At 55.2% G+C, this 21,028-nt stretch carries 11 protein-coding genes; 2 read left to right on the top strand and 9 right to left on the bottom strand.

Features of this window, described 5'->3' with window-relative positions:
* Positions 1 to 145: 145 nt before the first annotated feature.
* The gene (locus L6762_RS10400) at positions 146 to 2,797 is read right to left on the bottom strand and encodes a DEAD/DEAH box helicase (RefSeq protein WP_237187169.1); all 2,652 of its coding nucleotides are present in this window, start codon (positions 2,795 to 2,797) and stop codon (positions 146 to 148) included.
* A 122-nt stretch (positions 2,798 to 2,919) separates the two neighbouring features.
* Here L6762_RS10400 and L6762_RS10405 point away from each other — a divergent pair, with 122 nt between their 5' ends.
* On the top strand, positions 2,920 to 3,531 hold the full coding sequence (locus L6762_RS10405) for a hypothetical protein (RefSeq protein WP_237187170.1): 612 nt from the start codon (positions 2,920 to 2,922) through the stop codon (positions 3,529 to 3,531).
* Here L6762_RS10405 and L6762_RS10410 read toward each other — a convergent pair.
* The 8 genes from L6762_RS10410 to L6762_RS10445 all read right to left on the bottom strand — a co-directional run bounded on the left by L6762_RS10410 (position 3,500) and on the right by L6762_RS10445 (position 19,588).
* Positions 3,500 to 4,996, bottom strand: coding sequence for a hypothetical protein (locus L6762_RS10410; RefSeq protein ID WP_237187171.1), 1,497 nt, complete (start codon positions 4,994 to 4,996; stop codon positions 3,500 to 3,502). The two genes, L6762_RS10405 and L6762_RS10410, sit on opposite strands and share 32 nt — an antisense overlap.
* Positions 4,989 to 7,103: a BREX system Lon protease-like protein BrxL gene (brxL, locus tag L6762_RS10415; protein WP_237187172.1), complete on the bottom strand. Its 2,115-nt coding sequence runs from the start codon at positions 7,101 to 7,103 to the stop codon at positions 4,989 to 4,991. The genes L6762_RS10410 and brxL overlap by 8 nt, the downstream gene beginning before the upstream one ends.
* Before the next feature lie 26 nt (positions 7,104 to 7,129).
* On the bottom strand, positions 7,130 to 9,637 hold the full coding sequence (pglZ, locus tag L6762_RS10420) for a BREX-1 system phosphatase PglZ type A (protein WP_237187173.1): 2,508 nt from the start codon (positions 9,635 to 9,637) through the stop codon (positions 7,130 to 7,132).
* 2 nt (positions 9,638 to 9,639) lie between these two features.
* On the bottom strand, positions 9,640 to 11,145 hold the full coding sequence (locus tag L6762_RS10425; protein ID WP_237187174.1) for an ATP-binding protein: 1,506 nt from the start codon (positions 11,143 to 11,145) through the stop codon (positions 9,640 to 9,642).
* A gap of 15 nt (positions 11,146 to 11,160) precedes the next feature.
* Complete coding sequence (gene pglX, locus L6762_RS10430; protein ID WP_237187175.1) at positions 11,161 to 14,718, bottom strand: BREX-1 system adenine-specific DNA-methyltransferase PglX; 3,558 nt, start codon at positions 14,716 to 14,718, stop codon at positions 11,161 to 11,163.
* A 100-nt stretch (positions 14,719 to 14,818) separates the two neighbouring features.
* Positions 14,819 to 18,391 carry a BREX system P-loop protein BrxC gene (gene brxC, locus L6762_RS10435; RefSeq protein WP_237187176.1) on the bottom strand — a complete coding sequence of 1,191 codons (3,573 nt, stop codon included), beginning with the start codon at positions 18,389 to 18,391 and terminating at the stop codon, positions 14,819 to 14,821.
* Entirely contained in the window at positions 18,391 to 18,978 is a 588-nt protein-coding gene (locus L6762_RS10440; RefSeq protein ID WP_237187177.1) for a BREX protein BrxB domain-containing protein, read from the bottom strand. The genes brxC and L6762_RS10440 overlap by 1 nt, the downstream gene beginning before the upstream one ends.
* 1 nt (position 18,979) lies before the next feature.
* The gene (locus L6762_RS10445) at positions 18,980 to 19,588 is read right to left on the bottom strand and encodes a DUF1819 family protein (protein WP_237187178.1); all 609 of its coding nucleotides are present in this window, start codon (positions 19,586 to 19,588) and stop codon (positions 18,980 to 18,982) included.
* A gap of 200 nt (positions 19,589 to 19,788) precedes the next feature.
* Here L6762_RS10445 and L6762_RS10450 point away from each other — a divergent pair, with 200 nt between their 5' ends.
* Complete coding sequence (locus L6762_RS10450; protein WP_237187179.1) at positions 19,789 to 21,027, top strand: multidrug effflux MFS transporter; 1,239 nt, start codon at positions 19,789 to 19,791, stop codon at positions 21,025 to 21,027.
* Position 21,028 lies beyond the last annotated feature (1 nt).

Genomic DNA, 21,028 nt, shown 5'->3' on the forward strand with positions numbered 1-21,028 from the left:
CGCCCCTGAGAGCTGACGTGGATCGGGGCTGGCGGTGAATCGTGAGGAGCCCCCGGGCGACGAACGAGAGCGGTTGTCAGCGCAAGGGGCGCCCTGGCCGCGTCCGCCCAGCGAGCGCGAACCCTGTGCGCTTTCCTCCTGTTCCCTAGCCCTCAGCCGTCCCCTCACTATCAGCCACGGGTGCGGCGGCGTCCAGGCCGAGGCGGGCGCGTTCGTCCGCGATGATTTGGGCGGCCATCTTGGAGTCGGAGATGTCGACGGCTTCGGCGGCGCCGTCTTTGGAGGCGGAGAGGCGGGCGTATTCGTCGAAGAGTTGGGATTTGAGGCCGAGGAGTTCGATCATGCGTTCGTCGACGGTGTTGGCGCCGAGGAGGCGGTAGACATCGACGGCATGGGTTTGGCCCATACGGTGGGCGCGGGCGATGGCTTGGGCTTCGATAGTGGGTTTGAACTGGGGTTCGGCGAGGATGACGACGGAGGCTGATTGGATGTTGAGTCCGGCGCCTGCTGCGGTGATTTGGGCGAGTAGGACGGAGCCGGGGGCGGCATCTTTGAGCCTGTCGACGGCGGCTTGGCGTTCGACTGGGGGCATGGCGCCGGTGATGGTTCCGATGGTTTTGGTACCGAGGGCGGTTTCGAGGCGGGTGAGGACGGAGAGGAAGAAGGAGAAGACGAGGACTTGGCGGCCTGCGTTGGTGGCTTCTTCGACGATTTCGAGTAGGCGGGTGAGTTTGGCGGAGTCGTCTGCAGCCCAGGCGGCGCGGCGCATGAGGGCGAAGTTGCCTTCGGCGACGGCGGCCCGGTAGGCGTCTGCGTCTGCTGGGGTGAGTTCGAGCCAGTCGCGGTGTTCGGTCATGTCGGGTAGTTCGGAGAGTACGTCTTTTTGGTTGCGGCGTAGGTAGGCGGGGGCTATGCGGGCGCGGAATTCGCTGGCGAGTAGGTTTTCGGCCCCGCCGCCGGCGACGAGGTCGGGTTGTAGGTAGTCGACGAGGGTGACGAATTCTGAGACGCGGTTTTCCATGGGGGTGCCGGAGAGTAGGACGGCGTAGTCGGCGGCTCTCACGAGGTCGGCGACTTTTTGGGAGCGTTGGGCGCTCTTGTTTTTGATGAGGTGGGCTTCGTCGGCGATGACGGCGTCGGCGCACCAGGTGGCGTCGGCGTAGAGGCGGGCTCCGTCGTAGGTGGTGATGAGTAGGCCGCCGTCGGCTTTCCAGGCGGTGAGGGCGGCGTCGCGGGCGTCCCCGTGGGCTAGGTGGGTGGTGAGCTGGGTGAATTTTTCGGTTTCGCGTTGCCAGTTGATGACGAGGGAGGCGGGGCAGACCACGATGAAGTGGGTTTTGCCGGTGTTGCTCAGGTGGGTGAGGGCGGCGAGGGTTTGCATGGTTTTGCCCAGGCCCATTTCGTCGCCGAGGATGACTTTTTTCTGGGCCAGCATAAATTTGGCACCGTAGGTTTGGTAGCCGCGCAGGGTTGCGGACAGGCCGGTGAGGCTGAGGGGGTACTTGCGGATGCGCTCGAAGATTTCAGCCGATAGGTAGTCATCGCCCAGGGTTTCTTTGCCCAGGTAGTGGGCCAGTAGGGCCTGGTGGCTGGCGGGGTCGGCTAGGTAGCCTGCCCAGGCGGCGTCGGCGGTGAGCCAGGTGGCTGCGGGAACGGTGATGGGGGCAAGGGCTAGGCAACGGGCCAGGTCGGCGCGGAGCTGGTTGAGGTCGGTGGGGTCATCGCCGACAGCTACGTAGAGGGGGCCGGACGCCGGGGTCGGCTGGGTGAGCAGGGACGCGTAGGAGGCCAGACGGTCGAGCAGGTCGGTATCGCCGAGGGTGGCGTCGATGGTGCGCAGACGGTCAAGGCCGATGAGGATTCGTTCTGCGGCGGGGGTGCGGGTTTCGCCCAGGTTTTCTTTTTCTTGCCCGGCGGCTTCATCGAGCAGGCGGGTGGCTGCTGCGTAGATTTGGTTGGCGGTGGTGTCGCCAATGCCGGGTATGCGGGTCAGGGCTGCGGCGTTGCCCTGGGCCAGGACGTCAGCGACGGTGGTCAGCCCCGCACCGGCAAGGGGTGCGGTACGGACGGTGCCGCTGGTAAGTTCGCGGAGCTTGTCAACCGGTACGCCGGAGAGGGTCAGGGTCGCACGTTCAGCCTTGAGGGCCTGCATGTCGCCGCTCATGCCGGCTAGCAGCTGGGCACGTTCGGGGGTGTTGAGGGCGCCCCAGATATTAAGGAAGGCGGCGTGTTCTGCGGCGGGGACTTCTTCCCAGTGCGGGGCAGCCCAGCTTTCCCCGGCGTAGCGGGCTAGGGCCGGGGCGGCGGCATCCTGAAGCCCTAAGGTGTTGGCGGCGAAGGCCGCCTCGGGGGTGAGGGTGGCGAGCTGGTCAGCCTGGGCAAAGATAGGTTCTAGGCGGGCCAGGGCACCGGAGGCGGACGCCAGCCGCTCAGCAAGCACCGCGCTGGCAGCTTCTGCGGCCCGGCGCTTTTGGCCACCGAAAAGTCGGCCCAGCAGGCCACCGCTCCCTGCCTGGATATCTGCCAGGAGGGCAGGCAGGTTGTCGCCGGCAGCGGCGAGGGTGCGCAGGTCATCGTGGAGGGCGGGGTTTTGGTTACGCCAGAACTGTTGAGTGAGCCAGGTTGAGAGATTTCCGATGGAGGCAGGAGCTAGCGGGGCGCACCGGTAGAGGGAGCCAGCGTAGCCCTGGGGCAGGTCAAAACGCAGGGCTGTTGGCTGAGCCAGGGCGGCTAAGGTGGCCTGACTGCGCTGGCTGGCGTGAAGTAGGGCTTGGCCCTGGGTAAGGTCGGTGCTCATGTATTCCCCCGAAGTGCTGGTTAGGGGCCGATTGGCCTGTTTCTCATTATGACCCAGTGGGCGGCTGCCGTGCGGTAGCCTGAGGGCAGAGAAGTTGACAGGCTGAAAAGGAGCCGACCAAGGTGCCAGACTATAGGGAATTAGAGCCCCTGTGCGAGCTCATCGATCAAGCCCGAGACGGTAAGGAGTGCGAGCGCCCCCTGCTCGTGGCAGTTGATGGCCGCAGCGGGTCGGGTAAGACCACTCTGGCAGGTGACCTGGCTGCCTGTCTGCGGGGGCGGGGGCTGGTTACGGAGGTCTTCCATCTTGAAGATCTCTATCAGGGCTGGAACGGTCTGGCACAGGCGGCGCTGGTCTGGCAGCAGTTAGCAGAGGCGGTAGTGAGCGGACGCGCCAGCTCCCCCGGCACTGCCCCGCGCTGGCTTGGCTGGGATTGGGTGAGCTCGCAGGCAACCGGCCCACACCCTTTTACCGCTGCCCAGCAGGCGGCAGGCGGGGTGCTAATTGCCGAAGGAGTTGGGGCTCTCACCGGCGCCCACGATGTGGGGGTTTTTGTAGAGCTCGATACCGCGCGCCGCAGGCAGCGGGCCCTCGCCCGCGACGGGGAAACCTACCGCCCCTATTGGGACATGTGGGCGGCCCAGGAGGTAACTCTCTTACAGGACTATGTCGGGGCGTACGAGAATACTGAGGTGTTTAAATTTATCGGCGGGGCCTCCCCAGGCGCAGGATAGAAAAGATTCCTCGGAGGCGGCCTTTTCGCCTGGCTAGAAGCCAGTTCGCTAGGCCTACGATAGCGCCTAGCAAGATACCTGATAGCAGGAACCAGAAGACAAAGACCTGCCAGGAAACAAAAATCTGCTGCTGAGCTACTTTATCTACAAAGTCGAAACCGTCGTTTAAGAGGGGCAGGGGAATAACGAGGGCACCGACGATAGCAAGAATCAACGCGATACGGTCTTGGCTTTCGAGGGCAGCTTCCTGCTGATCGCGAGTTGCGATGTTCATGATGGTTGCCGCGTGTTCTTTCATCACACCGTACCGCTTGTAAAACTCAATAGCCTCCTTATATTCCCGGAGAACCTCCATTGTCTTACCTGTATTGGCCGATGCATCGTCCATCCAGTAGCGCACAGAATCAACTTCAATTTCTCGGTAGAGAGCCAAAACCTGATCTGAGGTTTTCCCGAGATTATTTGAATGGGCAGCCCCTGCCATAGCCTCCACGAGGCGCAGCTCAGAACGGCGAAGCATCTGATCCTGTAGTCTGCCCAGTAGGAGTGCGTCGAGGTATTCAGCTTCGAAGCTCACGATAAAGTTGTTGAGACGCTTATTCTGTTGCTCCTTGATCGCGATGAACGTGGCGTAGTACCGGGCGAAGTATCCGTAGCCTATCCTGTTGAAGGTAATAAACCGGCTTTCTTGTTCCTGGTCAAAGCGGTCCATATCTTCGGCTACACGCTCAGGAGATAGGTTAGTTGAATACTCAACAAGCAAAGGCAGAACAGGTTCGTACTCTTTGAATTCTTCTGGGTAGGCTTGGCTCAGCTCTTCAATTTCTTCAGGAGTTTTTTGGAGCAGAATAGCTGTGTAGGTATTCGCCTCAGTATCATCTCGTAAGGTTTGCGCTGTCGGAAACTCGATGTTGAGTTCCGGCGCCTCTTGCTCGATGACTTCGTGAAGATACCGCCCTCGAACGCCTCTGTGTGTGCCCCGTCCGTAGGCTGAGGCAAAACTGCGTATCACATCTTTAACTTGTTTCTCAGTCTCAGCTACCACATCGCACACAAGCGCTACCTGGGCAAGCGCTAGGTCATCCGTTACTCTGTCAGCCAGCAGAATCTCTAGCCGTCGGATGGAGAATTCTGTTACCTGAGGGAAGTTAGGTACTAGTTCCCCGTCCACTCGGCGGGTTTTCCTCTCAACGTAGGGCATCAGGTCAATCTGCTGTACGCTGTGGAATCTGACGGGCATAGCGGTAAGGCTTTGAGACCCCTCAAGGTCTCCATAGAGGAAGGAAGACATGGTGGCGGGGAAGTAGTTTGCCCGCCACCTGCCATCTGAGTAGAGATGGCTTCCGTCTCGACGTGTTCCGCTGGGTATAGAGTAGGTTCCTACTTTCCAGCCGGATTTAGCCTGGGGTAAGAGCTCTGGGTTAACTCTCACATCGCAGATAAAAATTGCGGTTGCTTTAGGCATGAGGAACTGTATTTCCTTCAGCTTCAAACGTGTAGTTCAGAACTAGCCGTTTGGTTTTTCGAAACTGTTGGTAGTTCAATTCCAGGGAGAACGATCCCATTGCAGGTTTTTGGAACATATCTAGTCCGATACCTAAATCGATAATCCATCCGTTGTTGCATTTGATGGATCGGTCGTGGGCGTCGGGATCGTAGGTATAGATGAAGGTGATTCCGTGGGGTTGAACCTGTTTTTTGATTTCTGCGAACATATCTTCTTGTTCTTGAGTAAAACCCCCGTATTCATCAGACCCCGAGCGCAGTGTAAAAACAATTTCACTTTCAGGGGCTTTAACAGAGTGAACAACGGCCAGAAGATCCAATAGGTTGCGCCCCTGGTGATAACGGCGGATATAGGCATCTTCTAGCTGGATGAGGGTAGCGCCCCGCAGGTAGTCAGCAAAAAGTGCCTGGTAGGTAATTCCTGTCTGATTTTCACGGATTTCAAGACGCTTTTCTTGAGGTTCGCTCTTGCCTTCTGGAGAGGTACCTGCAGAGAGCGCACGTGACGGTGTGGAGGCCACCTGTATGTGGTCAGTTGCTGTCTCCCCCAAGCTCGGTAGCGTCTGCCCCTCTTGGTTCTGTACGCTTTCCCGCCAGTAAAGATCTGGGTATTCAACCTCTTCAAGGATCTGGACGGTGCGCTCTTCTCCGCTTGCTTTTTCACGGTAGGCAAAGCGAGGTTGGGTCATAGTGGAGTCGATCCGGCACAGCTGGTCCTTGACGCGCTTTCGGCCTTCGATAGCGAAGGTGAAAAGTTCTTCGGCCTGTTCTGACGTAAAAATTTCGTGGGGATAGATGAGCTTGAGCAGACCTGAAAAGGTCTTGTTGACTCCGTCCCGGTCACGCTTGGAGAGACTATTATCGAGTTCAAAGTAGGTTGAGGCGTGCTGGGAGTAGTCGAGATTTCGCATGTACCGCAGGCCTTCTGCCAGGTAGTCCACCACGAAACCGAACCCCTGGGTGAACATTTCGTTGCGCACGGTTTCAACTTCCCAGCCAGGGATGTAAGTGTGGAAACGATCGATAAAGGCGGGGTCGTGATAATTCGCTGGGAGTTCCGAGAAGAGGTCTGAGTGCTTCAGCATATGGGGAACGTTATGGGCGGTGTTCCCTACAAAGGCAAAAGAGGCCTCGGCACTTTGTACGTCGCTGCCTCGGGAGAAGCTCTTGTTGGCCATGTAGTTCTTCATAATGTCAACGAGTTCCCGCTGGGGGCGTCTGGTGCGCCCGGCGAACTCGTCAAAGGCTACGACATCCCAGTAGCCCACGAGGCCTATGCGGCCGGTTGTGTTGTTGATGAAGAGCTTTGGCACGGTAACGTCGCCGCCGGATATAACGATGCCGTGGGGGGAGAACTCCGAGTAGACGTGGGTTTTGCCGGTTCCTTTGGGGCCAAGTTCTATCAGGTTATAGTTACGCTCGACGAAGGGGATGAGCCGGGTGAGCTGGAAGAGTTTCTGGCGGGTTCCAAAGAATTCTGGGTTGAGGCCAATGGACTGCATTAGCACGTCAATCCATTCTTCGGTCGTGAACTCTGCACGGTGTTTGGTGAACTCTTCAAAGTTGAAGCCTGAGTGTTGTACTGGTTTGAGACTATCAATGCTCCAGGGGCTGACGCCCTTTTCGGTAGTCCCGTTGTAGCTCACCCGGGGCAGACACCAGACGCCGGTGGTCAGGAGTTTTGGGTTTGCGCGAACGGTAGCTGGGTCGATGATGACCTCTGATATTCCTAAATTGTTAAAGCTTGCCTCGTAGCGGTCGTCTTGGTCGTTAAAGGTTACGTGGATACGATCGATGAGGAGTTTGGGGCCTTTTTCGCGGATGGTAGATTTGATGAGTTCTGCCTGGTTTCGCTGAACAAAGTTGTTCTGCATGATGAGCTTAACTCGCTCAATACCCTCAGCAATTTGAGTTTCATCATGGGAGGTAGCGTATTGGCCCAGGAGGTATTCAAGGACGTAGGTGGGTACTGGTGCATTGCTTTTAATGTGGGCTGAGAGGTCTTTGCGGACCACGTTGCCGGTGAATTCAGCAATAATTTTTTCATCTAGCGGTGTGTAAGCCATGGTGTGTGTTCTTTCCTTGCTGTGGCCTAGTTGAAGAAGTCGTCGATCTCGGTGTTGCCGCGTTTTATCTCGATACTTGTTTTGTCGTAGTGCTGCCAGGTATCGGTAGTAGTGTTGTAGCTCTCTAGCCTGATGTCTGCGGGTCCTGCAGGGAGGCCGTCAGCTGCGCGGGTTAGTTCCAGGGTGAGTTTGATTTGTCTATCACTGGGCATTTCAGAGGTGAAGTGAAAGGTTGCTTCAGGTTGGTCTGAGATGAGCTTGTCAGCGTGGTAGATTCCTGCTCTGAGTTTGAGGGGTTTAAGCTCTCCTATAGGTTCTTGTTGGAGGAGTTTGATGGTGAGCAGGTTGGTGGTCATTCGTTGGGGCACCTCTGCGAAGCCTACCCTGACGGTCTGGGCGGTGTTCTTCTTCTTGGTGACGCGGACATTAATCACAGGCACTGTCAGTTCTTGGAGGGAGGCTCCGCCATGAACGTATTTGAAGCCAGAGCCCTGCTTTTTCAACCGTTGAATGGATCGGGGGATGAGAATCTCTGTATCACCGGTCAGGCCTAATTCTTCTGAGGTGAAGTGGTGGAAGGAGTCGCTGCGGCTCAGACCTGTGCCCAGAACAAAACGACGGTCTACAAAGCTCAGTGAGTCGCCGTGGGCTTTTTCGCTGAGGTAGCTTACCTGGTTGTCTTCTTCGTCTTGGTAGATAAAGCCGTGGTCGGCTGTGATGAGGATGCGGGTCACAGACCGGTGGAGCTTTTTGATGAGGGCCTTGATCTCCTTCTTTGCTTGTTCTGCTGCGGTGAAGGTTTCGTTCTCGGTTGCTCGTTTATCTCCGATATTGTCGATGGTGTTGTGGTAGATGTAGATAAATTTGTGGTCTTTGAATTTTTCCTGGATTTCAGTTTGGCTCAGGGAGACGATGTTCTGATACTGCACAGCAAGACCCTCATTGTGCCGCAGGATTTTGTCACGGTTTTCTGTGCCGCTGGTTAAGATGCCGCCCGCCGAAACGGTGGAGCTAGAAGGGTTGATTGTCAGCGGGGCAGGTGGAAGCAGGGAGGCCATTCCTAGCTGGGTGTAGCTGGGTAGAACTCCGAGCATGGCGCTGATTGTTGTGTCGTATTTTTTATTGTGGGCTAGTTTTCGTTCTAGTTCTTGGGCTACTTCGAATCGAAGGCCGTCTGAGATGATGACGCAGGTGCGGGCTTTTTCGGTTTCGCGTTGGACGTGCTCGGTATAGAAGTTTTCTTGCAGGTTGCTGGTGGGGAAAGTTTGCCTCCATTTGGGGGTTGAGTCGATGAGTTCAGACCACCGGTTTCCCAGGGGCAGGAGGTAGTTGTTGGTGTAGGCCTGGTTAATCTGCTGGGTCAGGGCCTTGAACATTGAGTTTCCGTGGTCCTGGTTGCTCCGTTTCTGGGCCAGGTGGTAGGTACGGTAGAGCTGGTCGATGGTGTACCAGGTAGTGACGTAGGTTTGAAAGGTTTCGCTGAGGTTGCCGCTTCCCAGCTCGAACCGCTTGATTGTTTCGAGGAATTGTGCCCCGGCGCGGAGGGCCCGGTAGGAGTTTTCGTATTTCGTGTACCAGAGCACTGAGTTTTGCTCGCGCTGGGTCACCATGTCGCTGATTTCTTGCGCTGAGTAGCGGGAGTTGAAAACAGCTTGAGCGAGGTGTAGGAGGATGAGCTGTTCAGTTTCCTCGAAGAGGGTGCTGACTAGTAGGTCGTCCAGAGCATCGTCCTGATGGGCTTGGCGATAGTTGGTGTTCTCTGCAACGATACGGGCGATGGTGAGAGCGTTCTGGCGGGTGTGGTAGCTGTCGCGGAAGGCCTTGTAGTCTGTTCGGATATTGCGGTATTCGGGAGCGGTGCTGTTGAGCACCTCATCGCGGTAGGCCCAGATGAGGAAGGCGCCGAAGTTTTCGGTTGCTTCCTCTGGGTAAGCGTAGATTGCCCGTGCTCCCTGCCAGAAGAATTCTTTGAGGTCGTATGGGGCGAGCACGTCTTCAGGTTCTGGGTTGCCATCAGCGTAGCTCATCAGGAGGGCGGAGAGGACTGCCTGCATGGAGTGCTGGTCTTCGGGCAAACCCAGAATACAGGCTGTCATTTTTGCTTTAAAGGTTGCTTCGTCTTCTTGGTCGGTGAGGCGGGTCTTGAGTTGGTCCAGCAGGGCACTGTCACTGAAGAAAGCGGGGTGGTGGGCAGCGAGGCTGGCTGCGAGCGGGGATCTGATATCGGCTGCGTTGAGGGCTAGGGAAGCCCGGTCTGCGGTGAAGGTGCCGTAGGCTAGCTCAAGGTCGAGAAGCCAGTTGTCGGTATCTTGGGTGGCGGGCCCGGGGCGGTAGAGGAGAAATTTCTGGCCTTCGGGGGCTGTGAACACTGTGTGTTTGATACCGAATTCGTTGTTATCAACGTGCAGTTTTTGGGTGTTATCCGGTAGTTCTAGCTGGTTGAAGTCTTCGAGGAAGTCCTGGTCAGGATCGTGCCAGATTACAATGCCCTGCTGGTCAAGTTTACGGCTAATGGCCTGTGTAATTTCTGACATTTTTATTTTCCTGTTTTTAGTAGTTGCCGGCCGGTAAAGCTGAGCCTGTATTGCTGGTTCTTACTCTGAGGTTTGTCGGGGAGGGTGCGCTCGATCAAGTGGGCATTCAGCAGGGGGGTAAGGTAGCTGCTGCTCAGGTGGCTGGTTGATTTGATACCGAGCCTCATCTGAATTTCTTGTCTTGTCTTGCTACCCCCAGCCAGGTATCTCAGGAGCGTCAGGTGGTTTGCCGAAAGCTTGAGCCCCTCATATGCGGTATCCGGTTCATCATATGCGGTATCCGGTTCATCATATGCGGTTTCAAGCTCATCATATGCGGTATCCGGTTCATCATATGCGCTTGAGGTGCTGGGCGTTGAGGAGTGGTCTTCGATGTATACGGTGACCCGTACCCTGTCCACAATCTCTTCGATACGGGGTTCGGGTAAACCGGCCTCTGCGATATCTGCGAAAGCTCGCTTTAAACCTGTACCCCACTGTTCCATGAGGTTGGCTTCTCTGAAAATTTTGGCCAGGGAGGGGTTGCGGAGCTTGGAGACGTAGCGCATGCTCTCTATGGTCATGCCCGGCATGAGGGTGCCGGGGTTCTCAATTTCGATCCGGTCGTCGTAGAAGGCGAGGCGAATCGGGGTGCCTCTTTCGCCGTAGTTGGCGTGGGCTAGGGCGTTGACAACGAGTTCTCGGAGGGCTGTGACCGGCACGGAGTAGACGTCCTGACGTTTCACTCCCCCGAAGATTGCCCTGCGGTAGGCGTGCTTAAGGATAAAGTCCATGATGGGTTCCACAGCGGCTGGGATGTTGGTGTGAACATCGGTGTGGTCGCTGATGTGGAGCCGGTCGGTACCGCGAAAGCGGGCTAGTTGCACGTAGGCGGTGGGGAGGTAGGAGTCGGGGTGGGGGTGGGCTGCCAGGATTCCGGCGTTAGTGGGGACCAGGGTGCCGAGATAGGCGACGGCTAGTCCTAGGTGGGTGAGGTGTTCCCGGCTGGTTGGCGTGTTCCGTAGCTGGGAGAGGGTCTCTAGGTCTAGCTCGTCGATGGAGGCAGCAGGGCAGGGCTCGTCTTCGAAGAAGCTCCCCCGGGCTAGCCGCTCTAGTTCTGCGACCATGGCGGTGTCTGCCCGGCGGGTTGAGCTTCCTAAGCGGACGTATACGCCGTGGTCGAGGCCTTCTGCGCGTATGTAGTGGGGTTTTCGGGTGGCAGGTACATCGACGATGAGCACGGTTTTCCCGGCTACGGTGGCTGCCATGATGTTGGGCAGGAGTTGCGGGGTGATGGTGTCGTTGATGAGGGAGGTGAGCCGTTCTTCTTCGGCGAGGGGGTCATCCAAGCCGCTGACGGTGCGGTCGTCGTTGATTCCTACGATGAGCTGGCCACCGGCGGAGTTGGCGAAGGCCACGAGGGTGCGCAGGGGCCCGGCGGGGTGGGTGAGGTCCCGCTTGTATTCCAGCGTTTTGCCTTCGGGGCGGGTGAGTTTGCCGGTGTTGTCGGTGGTCAGCTCATCGAACACGGGGTCTTGGCCTTTCTAGATGGAGTGGAGGGCCTTGCCGAGTAGGGAGTAGTTGTGGGCGACGCCGTTATCCAGGTCGATGTGGATGTTTTTGACGGCTAGGGGGTAGAGCACGCTGTCTTGGTAGTCGGTGAGCTCTTTGAGGGTTTTGGCAAGGGCGTCGTCCTCTTTTTGGGCCCGGGTTGCTTCGCGGCCTTGGCCGTGGGCGATGGTGTATTGGAGGTGTTCCCGGTTGGCGGTGAGTTTGTCCATGTAGGGGCGGAGGTAGTCGTTAAGGACGGTGCTGACGGTGGCCGGGGTGTAGCGGTGCATGTAGACCAGGGCTTTGAAGCTGCCCTTGCCATTACCGGTGGATGAGAACATCCAGTAGATGGGCCGCTTGGAATAGCGCTTGAGGTGGTCCTTGTAGAAGTCGTCGGTGAAGTATTTGCGCACGCTCTTGCCGAGGGTCGCTTCGATGTAGGTGAGGTTGATCTCGAGGTTTTCTTCGCCGAAGGCTTTTTTGAGGAAGGCCCGGAATTTGGCGACGATGTCGTCGTCGAAGCGGTCGTCGGCGAGGACGGGGATGACGTTGTCTTCGTCGGGGATGAAGGTGGGCGCGTCGGTGCCAGCCTTAGCCAGGTAGTCGGCCAGGGTTTCGCCCTGGTTAGCGATGATGAGGCCGGGGGTGTCGAGGGAGTAGCGACCGAAGAGGACGCCGACGAAGTAGGAGATGAGGTCTTTCACCATCCTAGTCGAGCTTCCATCACCATAATAATATTCACTATTGAAATTGAGCGTGATTGATTTATTGCTTACAGAATTATCAATTTCTTCAGGGTCACCAAAGTAATACCGTGAAACAATTTTATTTATCTCCTGCTCATTTTCCTTAAGTTTCCCAATCTGGGCACTGTTATATTTTCTCAACCTATCAACCGAGCCCTCTATAGTTCCCCCCCTCAGGGAAACGATTGGATTGACAGAAAACGTATGGGAAGATTCAATATTAGCCAAATCTTTGTCAGAAATCTCTATACATTCTGATACCAATTCTTTTATAAGCCCGCTCGAGATAACCTCTGTACATGTAGGCAATTTAGAGATAGACCCCTCAGTGAAATCAACAGTTGGAGCAATAGATGCCAGAATATAGCTTGCCGTAGATGAGTTCAAAAACCCAAGCAGACCTAGTGTATTTTCACTATCCCTTGGGAAAAGTATCGAACCTTTAGCATTTGCAATTGCACCAGCAGGACTATACCTAAATGATGGGGAGCTGCTTGATAAAGTACCCCAGGTTATACCCTCTCTAAAAATAAAATCAAGATTTTGCGGCCTGGATTTACGTTTACCAGTTACCTTATCCTTAAAGTTAATTATTTCAAAACCGTCATTTTCCCAATTAACTACGAGATCATTATTTCCGGACCATTTATTATAATTGCCACCCTTTGGGTGGGGGAACCATTTAGCACCGCTCACGCAAGCGTCTTCCCTATCTAACGAATCTCTTTTTATTTTTGAATTATTAACCTCGTACCAATACCGAATAAACCGTTCATTATTTCCTGTAATTATCCCTTGCTTTGCGTCAGCAATCGAAGAAATTGCTGGGCTATTTTGAAAATTCTCAAGAATAGTTCCAGGTAGCCAATAGGAAAGCGCCTGGTCCGGCACCTTCAAAAGGTCTACCTGCTTCACAACGAACTGAGTTTCTGCCTCGGCAAAAAACCTCTGGCGAATTACCTCAACCGAGCGCACCTCAACATGCTGGTCATAGAGCTTACGGTAAATTCCGGTAGTACCCTCAGAGGGCTCAGAGTTTTGAACAATGAAAGCAACCGAGCCAAAGTCAGAACCGAAAATTCCCCGACCCAAATGTGCAAGAGTGGTCACCCGTAGGTCTTTCAGCAGATGGGCACGGTAGTTCTTGAAGGAACTCAAGAACATCCATGAAGGTAGATCAATCATGCCCCAATAGGCAGATTTTTCGCCAAGAGTTTCTGCCCGCTCCATAAAAGCAGTCATCAAATCAGCCGCCGTATCAGGGTAGTTTTCCTTCAACCAAGCCGTCATCATCGGCGACATGTTCTTGGAACCCATATAGGGCGGGTTAGCCACCACAGCTACGTAAGTCGACGAAAGCAGCTCAGCCTGGCGCAGCACCAGACGTGCCTTCTCCCTCAGCTCAGCCAACTCATCCAGCAAAAGCCCGGGCTCAGCGTCCGCCTCCCCCACAAACGCCTCAACATGCTCACGCATCACCTGCAGAACAGCAGCATCCGGACGAATCAAAGAGCCAAACACATCAGCGCTCTCAAACTGGTTCCAGAACCCAGCAAAAACATCAGCATCCACCTGGACCAGCCCACTATCCACCGCATGGTCAGCAGCGAAATCAAAGCCCTCCCCCAGGCTCCTCAACTCCTCACCCGTAAAAGACACCTTCTGCAGCACACAAATCTGCGGGGCCACCACCCGGTTCGGACGCAAGAAACGGCGGTAACGCTCACGAGCCTTCATCGTCAAAGCAAACGCAGCCAAAGCACCCGCCCGCTCATCCAACTCCACACCCACCAGGTTCTTAGCCAAAATCAAACCCGGAATCTCAGCCTCAGCATACCCAGCCTCACAATACATCTCATAGAGCAGATCAAAAGCATAGGTCAGCATATGACCAGAACCCACCGCCGGGTCCAGAACCGTTAGCTCCTCCGGCGAACTAATCCGCACAAAATCCTGAACAGAATCCAAGCCGCCCACCGGCTCCACAAAATACTCCATCTGCCCCCGCAGGGCAGAACCCGGGTTATTCAACAGCCAGGTACGCCCCACCGTATTCTGCACCAGATAGCGCACAATCCAGTTCGGCGTAAACAGCTGGGTCGCCGCAGGAATCTCAGCAGCCCCCGCCTTCTTCCCCTTCTTAAAGCCGTCGAAGACCTCGTCCTTACGCTCAGCAATATAGAACTGGTACAGCCAGCCAATCACCTCAACGTCCTGGCACATCTCCACCGTCATGGTCTGGGCAATCTTACGCACCACAGAATGAGCAGCAAGCAGGTTAGCCGGAAGAAGCAAATTACTCACGTCATCAGCCTCCGGGAACATCGCCGGAACCCAGGTCTGAAAATGCTGAGCGTACTCATCCACCAGCAGGGCGAAAACATCAGAATAAGGATCCTGAGAACGAGCTACCCCGTTCACAATATCCCGGATCTTTCCAGCCACTCCAAAAGACTTCACGATGTTTTCATCAATCATGCCGGCAAAGGCATCCGAAACCACCTGGGGAGGAGCCTGCATAGGATTAGCTCCCTCAGCCGGTGACACCACCCCCACCGGAGAATAGCCCCTAGCGTCCATAAACCGCATCGCCACCAGGCGGTTAAACCACAGGTAGGTCACCCGCTCAATCACAGCCTCACGCGACGACTCAGCAATCGCCTGCTCTAGCTTCCCCACCAGAACAGGGAAATCCAGACGCTCATTCGACCCCCGCATGAGCACAGCATCAAGTCGGGCAGCCACCCCCTGAGCTAGCTCCCGACGGGTCTCAGCCGCAAAATTCTTCAACACTGAAGTATCCACACATACACCTTTACTCTGAATCAAAACTTACTTCTCATTAAAACAAACGCGGGCGCTGAACACGCGGTCAGTGTCAGCGCCCGTCGCTTCACGGGTAGGGCTAGAAGAGCATGATGTAGCGGCCCTCAGCCACAGCCCGCTCAAGATCCTGCCTCAGAAGGCTCAGGTAGGAATCAACATCAGACTGCGAACGCAAGACCTGGGGGGCACCCTCAGGCTTCACCAGCTGACCAATCTGAACCGGAGCCGCCACCTGTTGGGCGGCCTGTTCAGGAAGGTTCTGGGAAGGCTCGCTAGGTTCAACCTCCCCCAGAGACGGCTGAATCTCTCCAGAGTCAGCAGGAGCAGTCTTTGCTGAAGCAACCAGCAACTCCTGTGCCAGAGCAGGAATCCTGGTCTGCCTAAATTCTTGGGCCGCTGACTGAATCAGGGGGATAAAGGCTTCTTCCACAATACGCTGTTGGATTCCTTGGAACTCCTGGTCAACCCGTTCCCGCAGGGCCTCGGTAGCCTGCGACCACTCCGGCAGATTCTCAAGTTCCTGCCGCCCAAGACCCAAATCTTCTAGAACCTGACTCCTCGCGCCCTGCTTGGCCAGGTCAAGCTTCTCAATCAGGTCTCCCGTCAGCTGGCGGATCTTCTGAATAACACGACTATCAAAGCACCTTTCCGCTGCCAAGGCAGACCTCAGCGGGGCAACAGCCGAAGCAGGAACAGACGCAAGATTCACCTTCTCACGTTCCAACAGCTGGGTAGCCCGGTCATAGTCCTTCCGCTGCTGCCCCCTCATAAAGCTCCTCACAGGAGCTAGCACGCTTTCAACCTCATCCAAAAGGCTTTCCAGCTCTTCCTCCTGTTCAAAAAGAACCACCGGATGAGAGGCATACTGCTTGAACCCCTCCAACCTCTCCAACAGGGGGCGAAGCAGCGGTGTAAAGGGGTAGGGTTCTTTCTCCAACTGGGCTACTTCAGCTGCCACCGCCTGAATTCGCGTCAGGGCATAGGCTGCCAGCTCTTCACCACCTTCAAAGACGGGCAGACTCTCATGCGGCTCAAAATCATGCAAAAAATCCTGCAGAGACCGAATCTGCTCCTCTGGAATCAGGCGAGTCACCTTCAACCACAGCACATCAAACCCTGTAGCCTTCGTCAGGGCTTCAGACACCTGGGTTCGCTTCAGGGGGCGGCTATCCTTACTCACCGTCACCTTACCCTCAGACACCAGAAGGGCAAGAACAGCACGGGACGAAAGGGAATCCCAACCATAAGGGCTACCCTCAAAATGACCAATCAACCAGGCAACATTGAGACTCTCATTCTGTTTACGGGTTATCGCCCCCAGCATTGTCTCGGCGGCCACCGCCATAGAACGCTGGGTCTCAATACCTTCAAGTGTCTCTTCAGAACTCAAGATGGACCGAATCGTTGCCTCAGTCGCCCGGGTGCTCCCCAACTGACCCAACTGCGAGTACACCCGTCCTACCAAACGAGAGAAGGCAAGCTCTACCCGGCCCTTAGCTGTTGAAGCAGAAATATCCATCAGCTCAGAACCATTATCGAACAGAGCAGATTCAAGAATAGCTTTCTCAATCCGCCCCTTCAGTTCCCGGCCCCGAACCTGATTAACCTGAACCTTCATGTTCAAGGCCCTGGTTGCATCTTCAGTGAGTGAGCTACCCTGGGTGCGTTTCACATATTTATTGGTCTGAACAAACAGACGAATATCGTGTACCAGCAAATCATCAGGCCTCAGCATCACTACCAGCTCTTTTTTACCGATGCTGTGCCCGCGCAGAGCATCAAGATTCTCATGGAACTCATAGAGCGGGGTCAAAAAGTTAATGCTGAGATCCTGTGCCCGGCCAGCAGACGTGTTATCAATCTTGAGAGTATAGGCAAAATCCCGTCCCGTGGCAGCATCACGAATTTTTGTACCGGCCAGAATCGACGCGATGTTCTGCTGATACTCCTTCAGCTCCTCGCCCGGATCCAGCTCAACATTCTTAATCTTCTGCTCAATGTCCTTCTCAGCATCGGTCAGATACTCGAAGAGCTCCCCCTTACGCTGGATGAAACTACGCTGCTCCAAATCCTGCAAAGCATGTTTTACCCGGGCCTGCACAGCCGAAAGATCAGAATTGAAGCCCTCGTACATAAGGACCACCAGGTTATGCTCAGAAGCCTTAAACTCATCAACATACTTAACCAAGAAAAGGGCCTTAAGCACCCGAGCAGCAAAAGAGTCAAGCTCAACTTCCGCAGCAACAATCTGCCGCACAATCAATGACTGCAGGGAATTCTTAATCCCTTCAAACATACGGTCAAAACTAACGGTCGTACCGACCTTCTCCTCAGCAATCTGCCGGGCAACGTCCTGAACAACCCCCAGCATAGACCGCTCACCCACCGACGAATACCGGCCTTCAAAGGCATTCTGCTGGGAAAGCCCCTCAATGGCATTCTGGAACAGACGGAACTGATAACCCACAAAGGGATAGATATCTACAAAATGGCTCTCATCCTTGAAATAGCCAAACGCCCGTGACCCATCATGAAAATCAAACAAAGTCTTCAGGTTCTGATGCTGCTGGGCATAAAGGGCCCTCACCTCAGCTGCACCCTCGTCGTTCTTACGCAGCAGACGCTTACTGATGACCTCTTCAACGTCCTGGCTAGAAAGCTTCAAACGGGCCTTAAAACGGGCCTGAATCTTAGAGAAATCATTCGTTTGCTGCTTCGTCTGGTCGCCCAGAACCGCATCCATGCTCTCCTGCGACGTGACAAAAACCCAAGAACGCCCCTCACAGACCGTCATCAGGGTCTCAGCAACCGTCTGGAGCTTCAACATCAGCTTCACATTATTGGCAATAAACTGCCCCACTTCATCAGCAAAGAAGTTAATCCGGTAGCGGGAATCCTCACGGCGGTCTAGCCAGTCCTTGACGTTCTGGGCAAAATCTTCAACAGTAACGCTGTAGTTATCGCTGTACTGGGTCAGAATCTGAACAGGATCAGTTTCTGATGCTCCCTTCAACCGGGCGTAAGCAATAGCCGCATTGTGTTCCTCCAAGAAACTATGGCTACGCCCCTCATCCCAAGGCAACCCTGCAACTTCGGCATAAATATCCTTGAACCGGCCAAGCTCCCCCCGCGCGTCCAGGTCCCTCTCAAACTGGGCCACATGGGGCATACGCCCAAAATACCCACAGGCCTCGTCAAATACCCTCACAAAAACAGCCAGCAGGGCATCATCGCCCTTCTCCACCGAGTTACTGGCCTTCTGGTCAATATTGAAGAGAATACTCGTTGCCGGAATCCCAGCCGAACGGCTAATAGCCCCCTCCAAGGTTAACTCATCAGCTTCACGAGCTTTCTGACAAAAAGCATCAACAGCCACAGCTCGATCAAACTCATGCTGTGGAACAGTACCCAGTAGGTGCGCTAGCATCTTCAGCAGGTGGGATTTACCAGACCCAAAGAAACCAGAAATCCACACGCCGTTGCTACCGTCGTTGTTGTTATAGCTATCGAGTAGGTTCTCAACAGCATGTGCGGCTTCCGCCGTTAAAACGTACTCTTCAACTTCAGTACCCAGCTGCTTCGCGTCATCAGCCTTGATCACACCCTCAATAGAACGCTGAATATCCTTCGCAAAAAGATTATTAATCTGCATTACAGACCTGCCCTTACCATTTCCTCAATATTCTTAGCCCGGTAATAACTATCGCTAGCAGCTATATTCAACACCTTCAGCTCATACCCACGAGCCTCATTCTTGGTGTACTGACCAGGGAACCACAGCACCAAAGGTACCGGCGGCATATGAATCTGTAGGGCCTCCAGAAGAGCATGAGTACGGATAAAGGGGAAGACAGCCCCAATACCGTGCACAATCACAAGCTTGTGATCACTCGACTTCGCAGCTATCTTTGGGGCGATCAACGTCTCCACATCCAGAATGCTCTGCAAACCAGCAGCAAACTTTGACTTAGTCTTCTGCCGAGGTTCTGCTTTCAGCACAGGATTCAGCAGACCTCTTTCTTCCAAGAGTTCAAGACACAGGTCAAAGAGATTTATCGTCACGAGGTCAATACCGTCTTGACGCAGGTGCCCACTCACAAGATACAAGGACTTTTCAGCGTTCAGAGCGTCTGCAGGATCAAAGGGGTAAATGAAAAAAGGAACCTCATTATTCAGCCCCCTCATCTTAAGAAAATTTTCACTCCCCAAAAGAGTTATCAGCTCCTGGTCAGTTGCCATGCTATGCACCGCTTTCAAACGTAGGTAAATAACGGACCGTAGACCCTGGCTCCGCTCCGTCAAACAGCCTAATCAGCTCAGCAGACGGAAAAACCATCGAGATCAGTCCAGCGTCATTGACCACATCAGCCCCCGCCAGCATCTTAAAAATGACCGACCGCAATTTCTTCTGGGTTAGCTCCGTCAGCTCTTCTAGTTCCTCATGCCAAAATATTTTCTGGGCTACAAACCGGTCGTAGTCTTCGTAAGTCAGTGCATAATCGTGAAGCAGGAACTTCTGCCGGACAACGTCCTCAGCAAACTCCCCGATAAAGGTATAGCGGCGGCAGATTGCAACCCAGATAGCGAGCTTTTGGTCAGTCGCTGAGGCATCTGCAAGGAACCCTAACTGGTCATCAGTCAGCACTTTCAGCCGGCCAACAACCTCAGCCGTGTACCTTTTGAGACTCGACCCAGCCGCTGCCTGAATCGAATTATTCTCTAACACGTACTGCCGAGTGGCTTCCCAATCGCGAAAATCGCAATAGACCCTGGCCACCGCCAAGGACTCATTAAGCATCAAGGCCCCGGCACTAAAAGAAAGCAGATACCGGCCCGTGTTTTCCCCCATCAACCCTCAATCTTTCTTGCAGTAAAAAGTCTCTGAAATTAATCCTAGAGCACGCGTTGATGTTTTCAGCGGTAAGTCACTTTTTTCATTACTGCAAGGTCACATGATTTTCCCTGTCACACACGAAAGAGGCGGGCGTAGAATACAAGGGGCTTTCTAGGCCACCTCATCACCACATATAAGCCGCAGAGACGAGAGACATGAATACCGCAGATTCACACGCGCCAGAAACCGGGCCAGGCCTTCCCCTGATAGCCATTTTCACTCTTGCCTCTCTGACCGCTGTGGGGCCCCTGGCCATCGATATGTACCTGGCGGCTCTGCCCGCAATTGCGTCCGACCTGGGCACAACAGCCCCCACCGTCCAGCTGACCCTCACCGCCTTCCTAGCAGGCATGGGGGCGGGCCAGTTTATTGTGGGGCCCCTCTCCGATAAGACCGGTCGGCGCCTTCCCCTCCTCATTGGGGTGGTTCTCTGCGCCCTAGCGACCCTGGCCTGCGCCTTTGCCCCCACCATTGAGCTGCTGATTGCCGCCCGCTTTGTCATGGGCTTTACCGGGTCCATTGGGCTGGTGCTCTCCCGCGCTGTTATCACCGATTCCACCAGCGGTCTGCAGACAGCCCGCCTCATGAGCGTCATGATGATGATCAACGGTTTCGCTCCCGTGATCGCGCCCCTTCTGGGTGGTCTAGTGCTCTCCTTCGGCACCTGGCGCGATATTTTTAGGGTAATTGCGGTTCTCGTTGCTCTTTCTATGCTGCTGGTGGTGCTCTTCATCAAGGAGTCCCTACCGGTAGAGCGCCGCCGCACCGGCAGCCTGATCTCGGTCTATACGGGCATGATTGAGGTCGCTCGCAACCGCCGCTACCGGGGATTCAGCCTGACCCTGGTACTGGGCTTTGGCGCCCTCTTTAGCTATATTTCAGGCTCCCCCTACTTGCTCCAGAATGTCATGGGGCTCTCAGAGGTGCACTTTACCTACGCTTTTGGGTTCAACTCCATGGGCGTGGTGCTGGCTTCCTTCCTGAACGCCTCGCTGATTGGCCGCGTTGCCCAGCGCACGGTGCTGACCTTCGGGGCTTTTGCTATCGTAACCATCTCGGCCCTGCTGACCCTGCACTTTGCCCTGGGACCCAGCCTTATCCCCACCCTGGCCCTGCTCTTTGCCTTCACCACCTCGGTGGGTCTGATGTTTGGCAACGCCTCTGCCCTGGCCATGGGCGAGGCCCGCCACATCGCGGGGTCAGCATCTGCCCTCATGGGCACCGTCCAGTCCCTCATGGGTGGCCTTGCTGCCCCGCTCGTATCGCTGGCGGGGCCGCAGGCCTACATGCCTATGGCCTTGGCCATGCTGGGCTTCGCTACCCTGGCCTGCCTTAGCCTGGTCACAACCCCTAAGGCAGAAAGCGACTACGCGACCGACCGGGCCAAGCCCTAGC

This window comes from Rothia nasimurium, from assembly GCF_928381705.1.
GTDB lineage: Bacteria > Actinomycetota > Actinomycetes > Actinomycetales > Micrococcaceae > Rothia > Rothia nasimurium_G.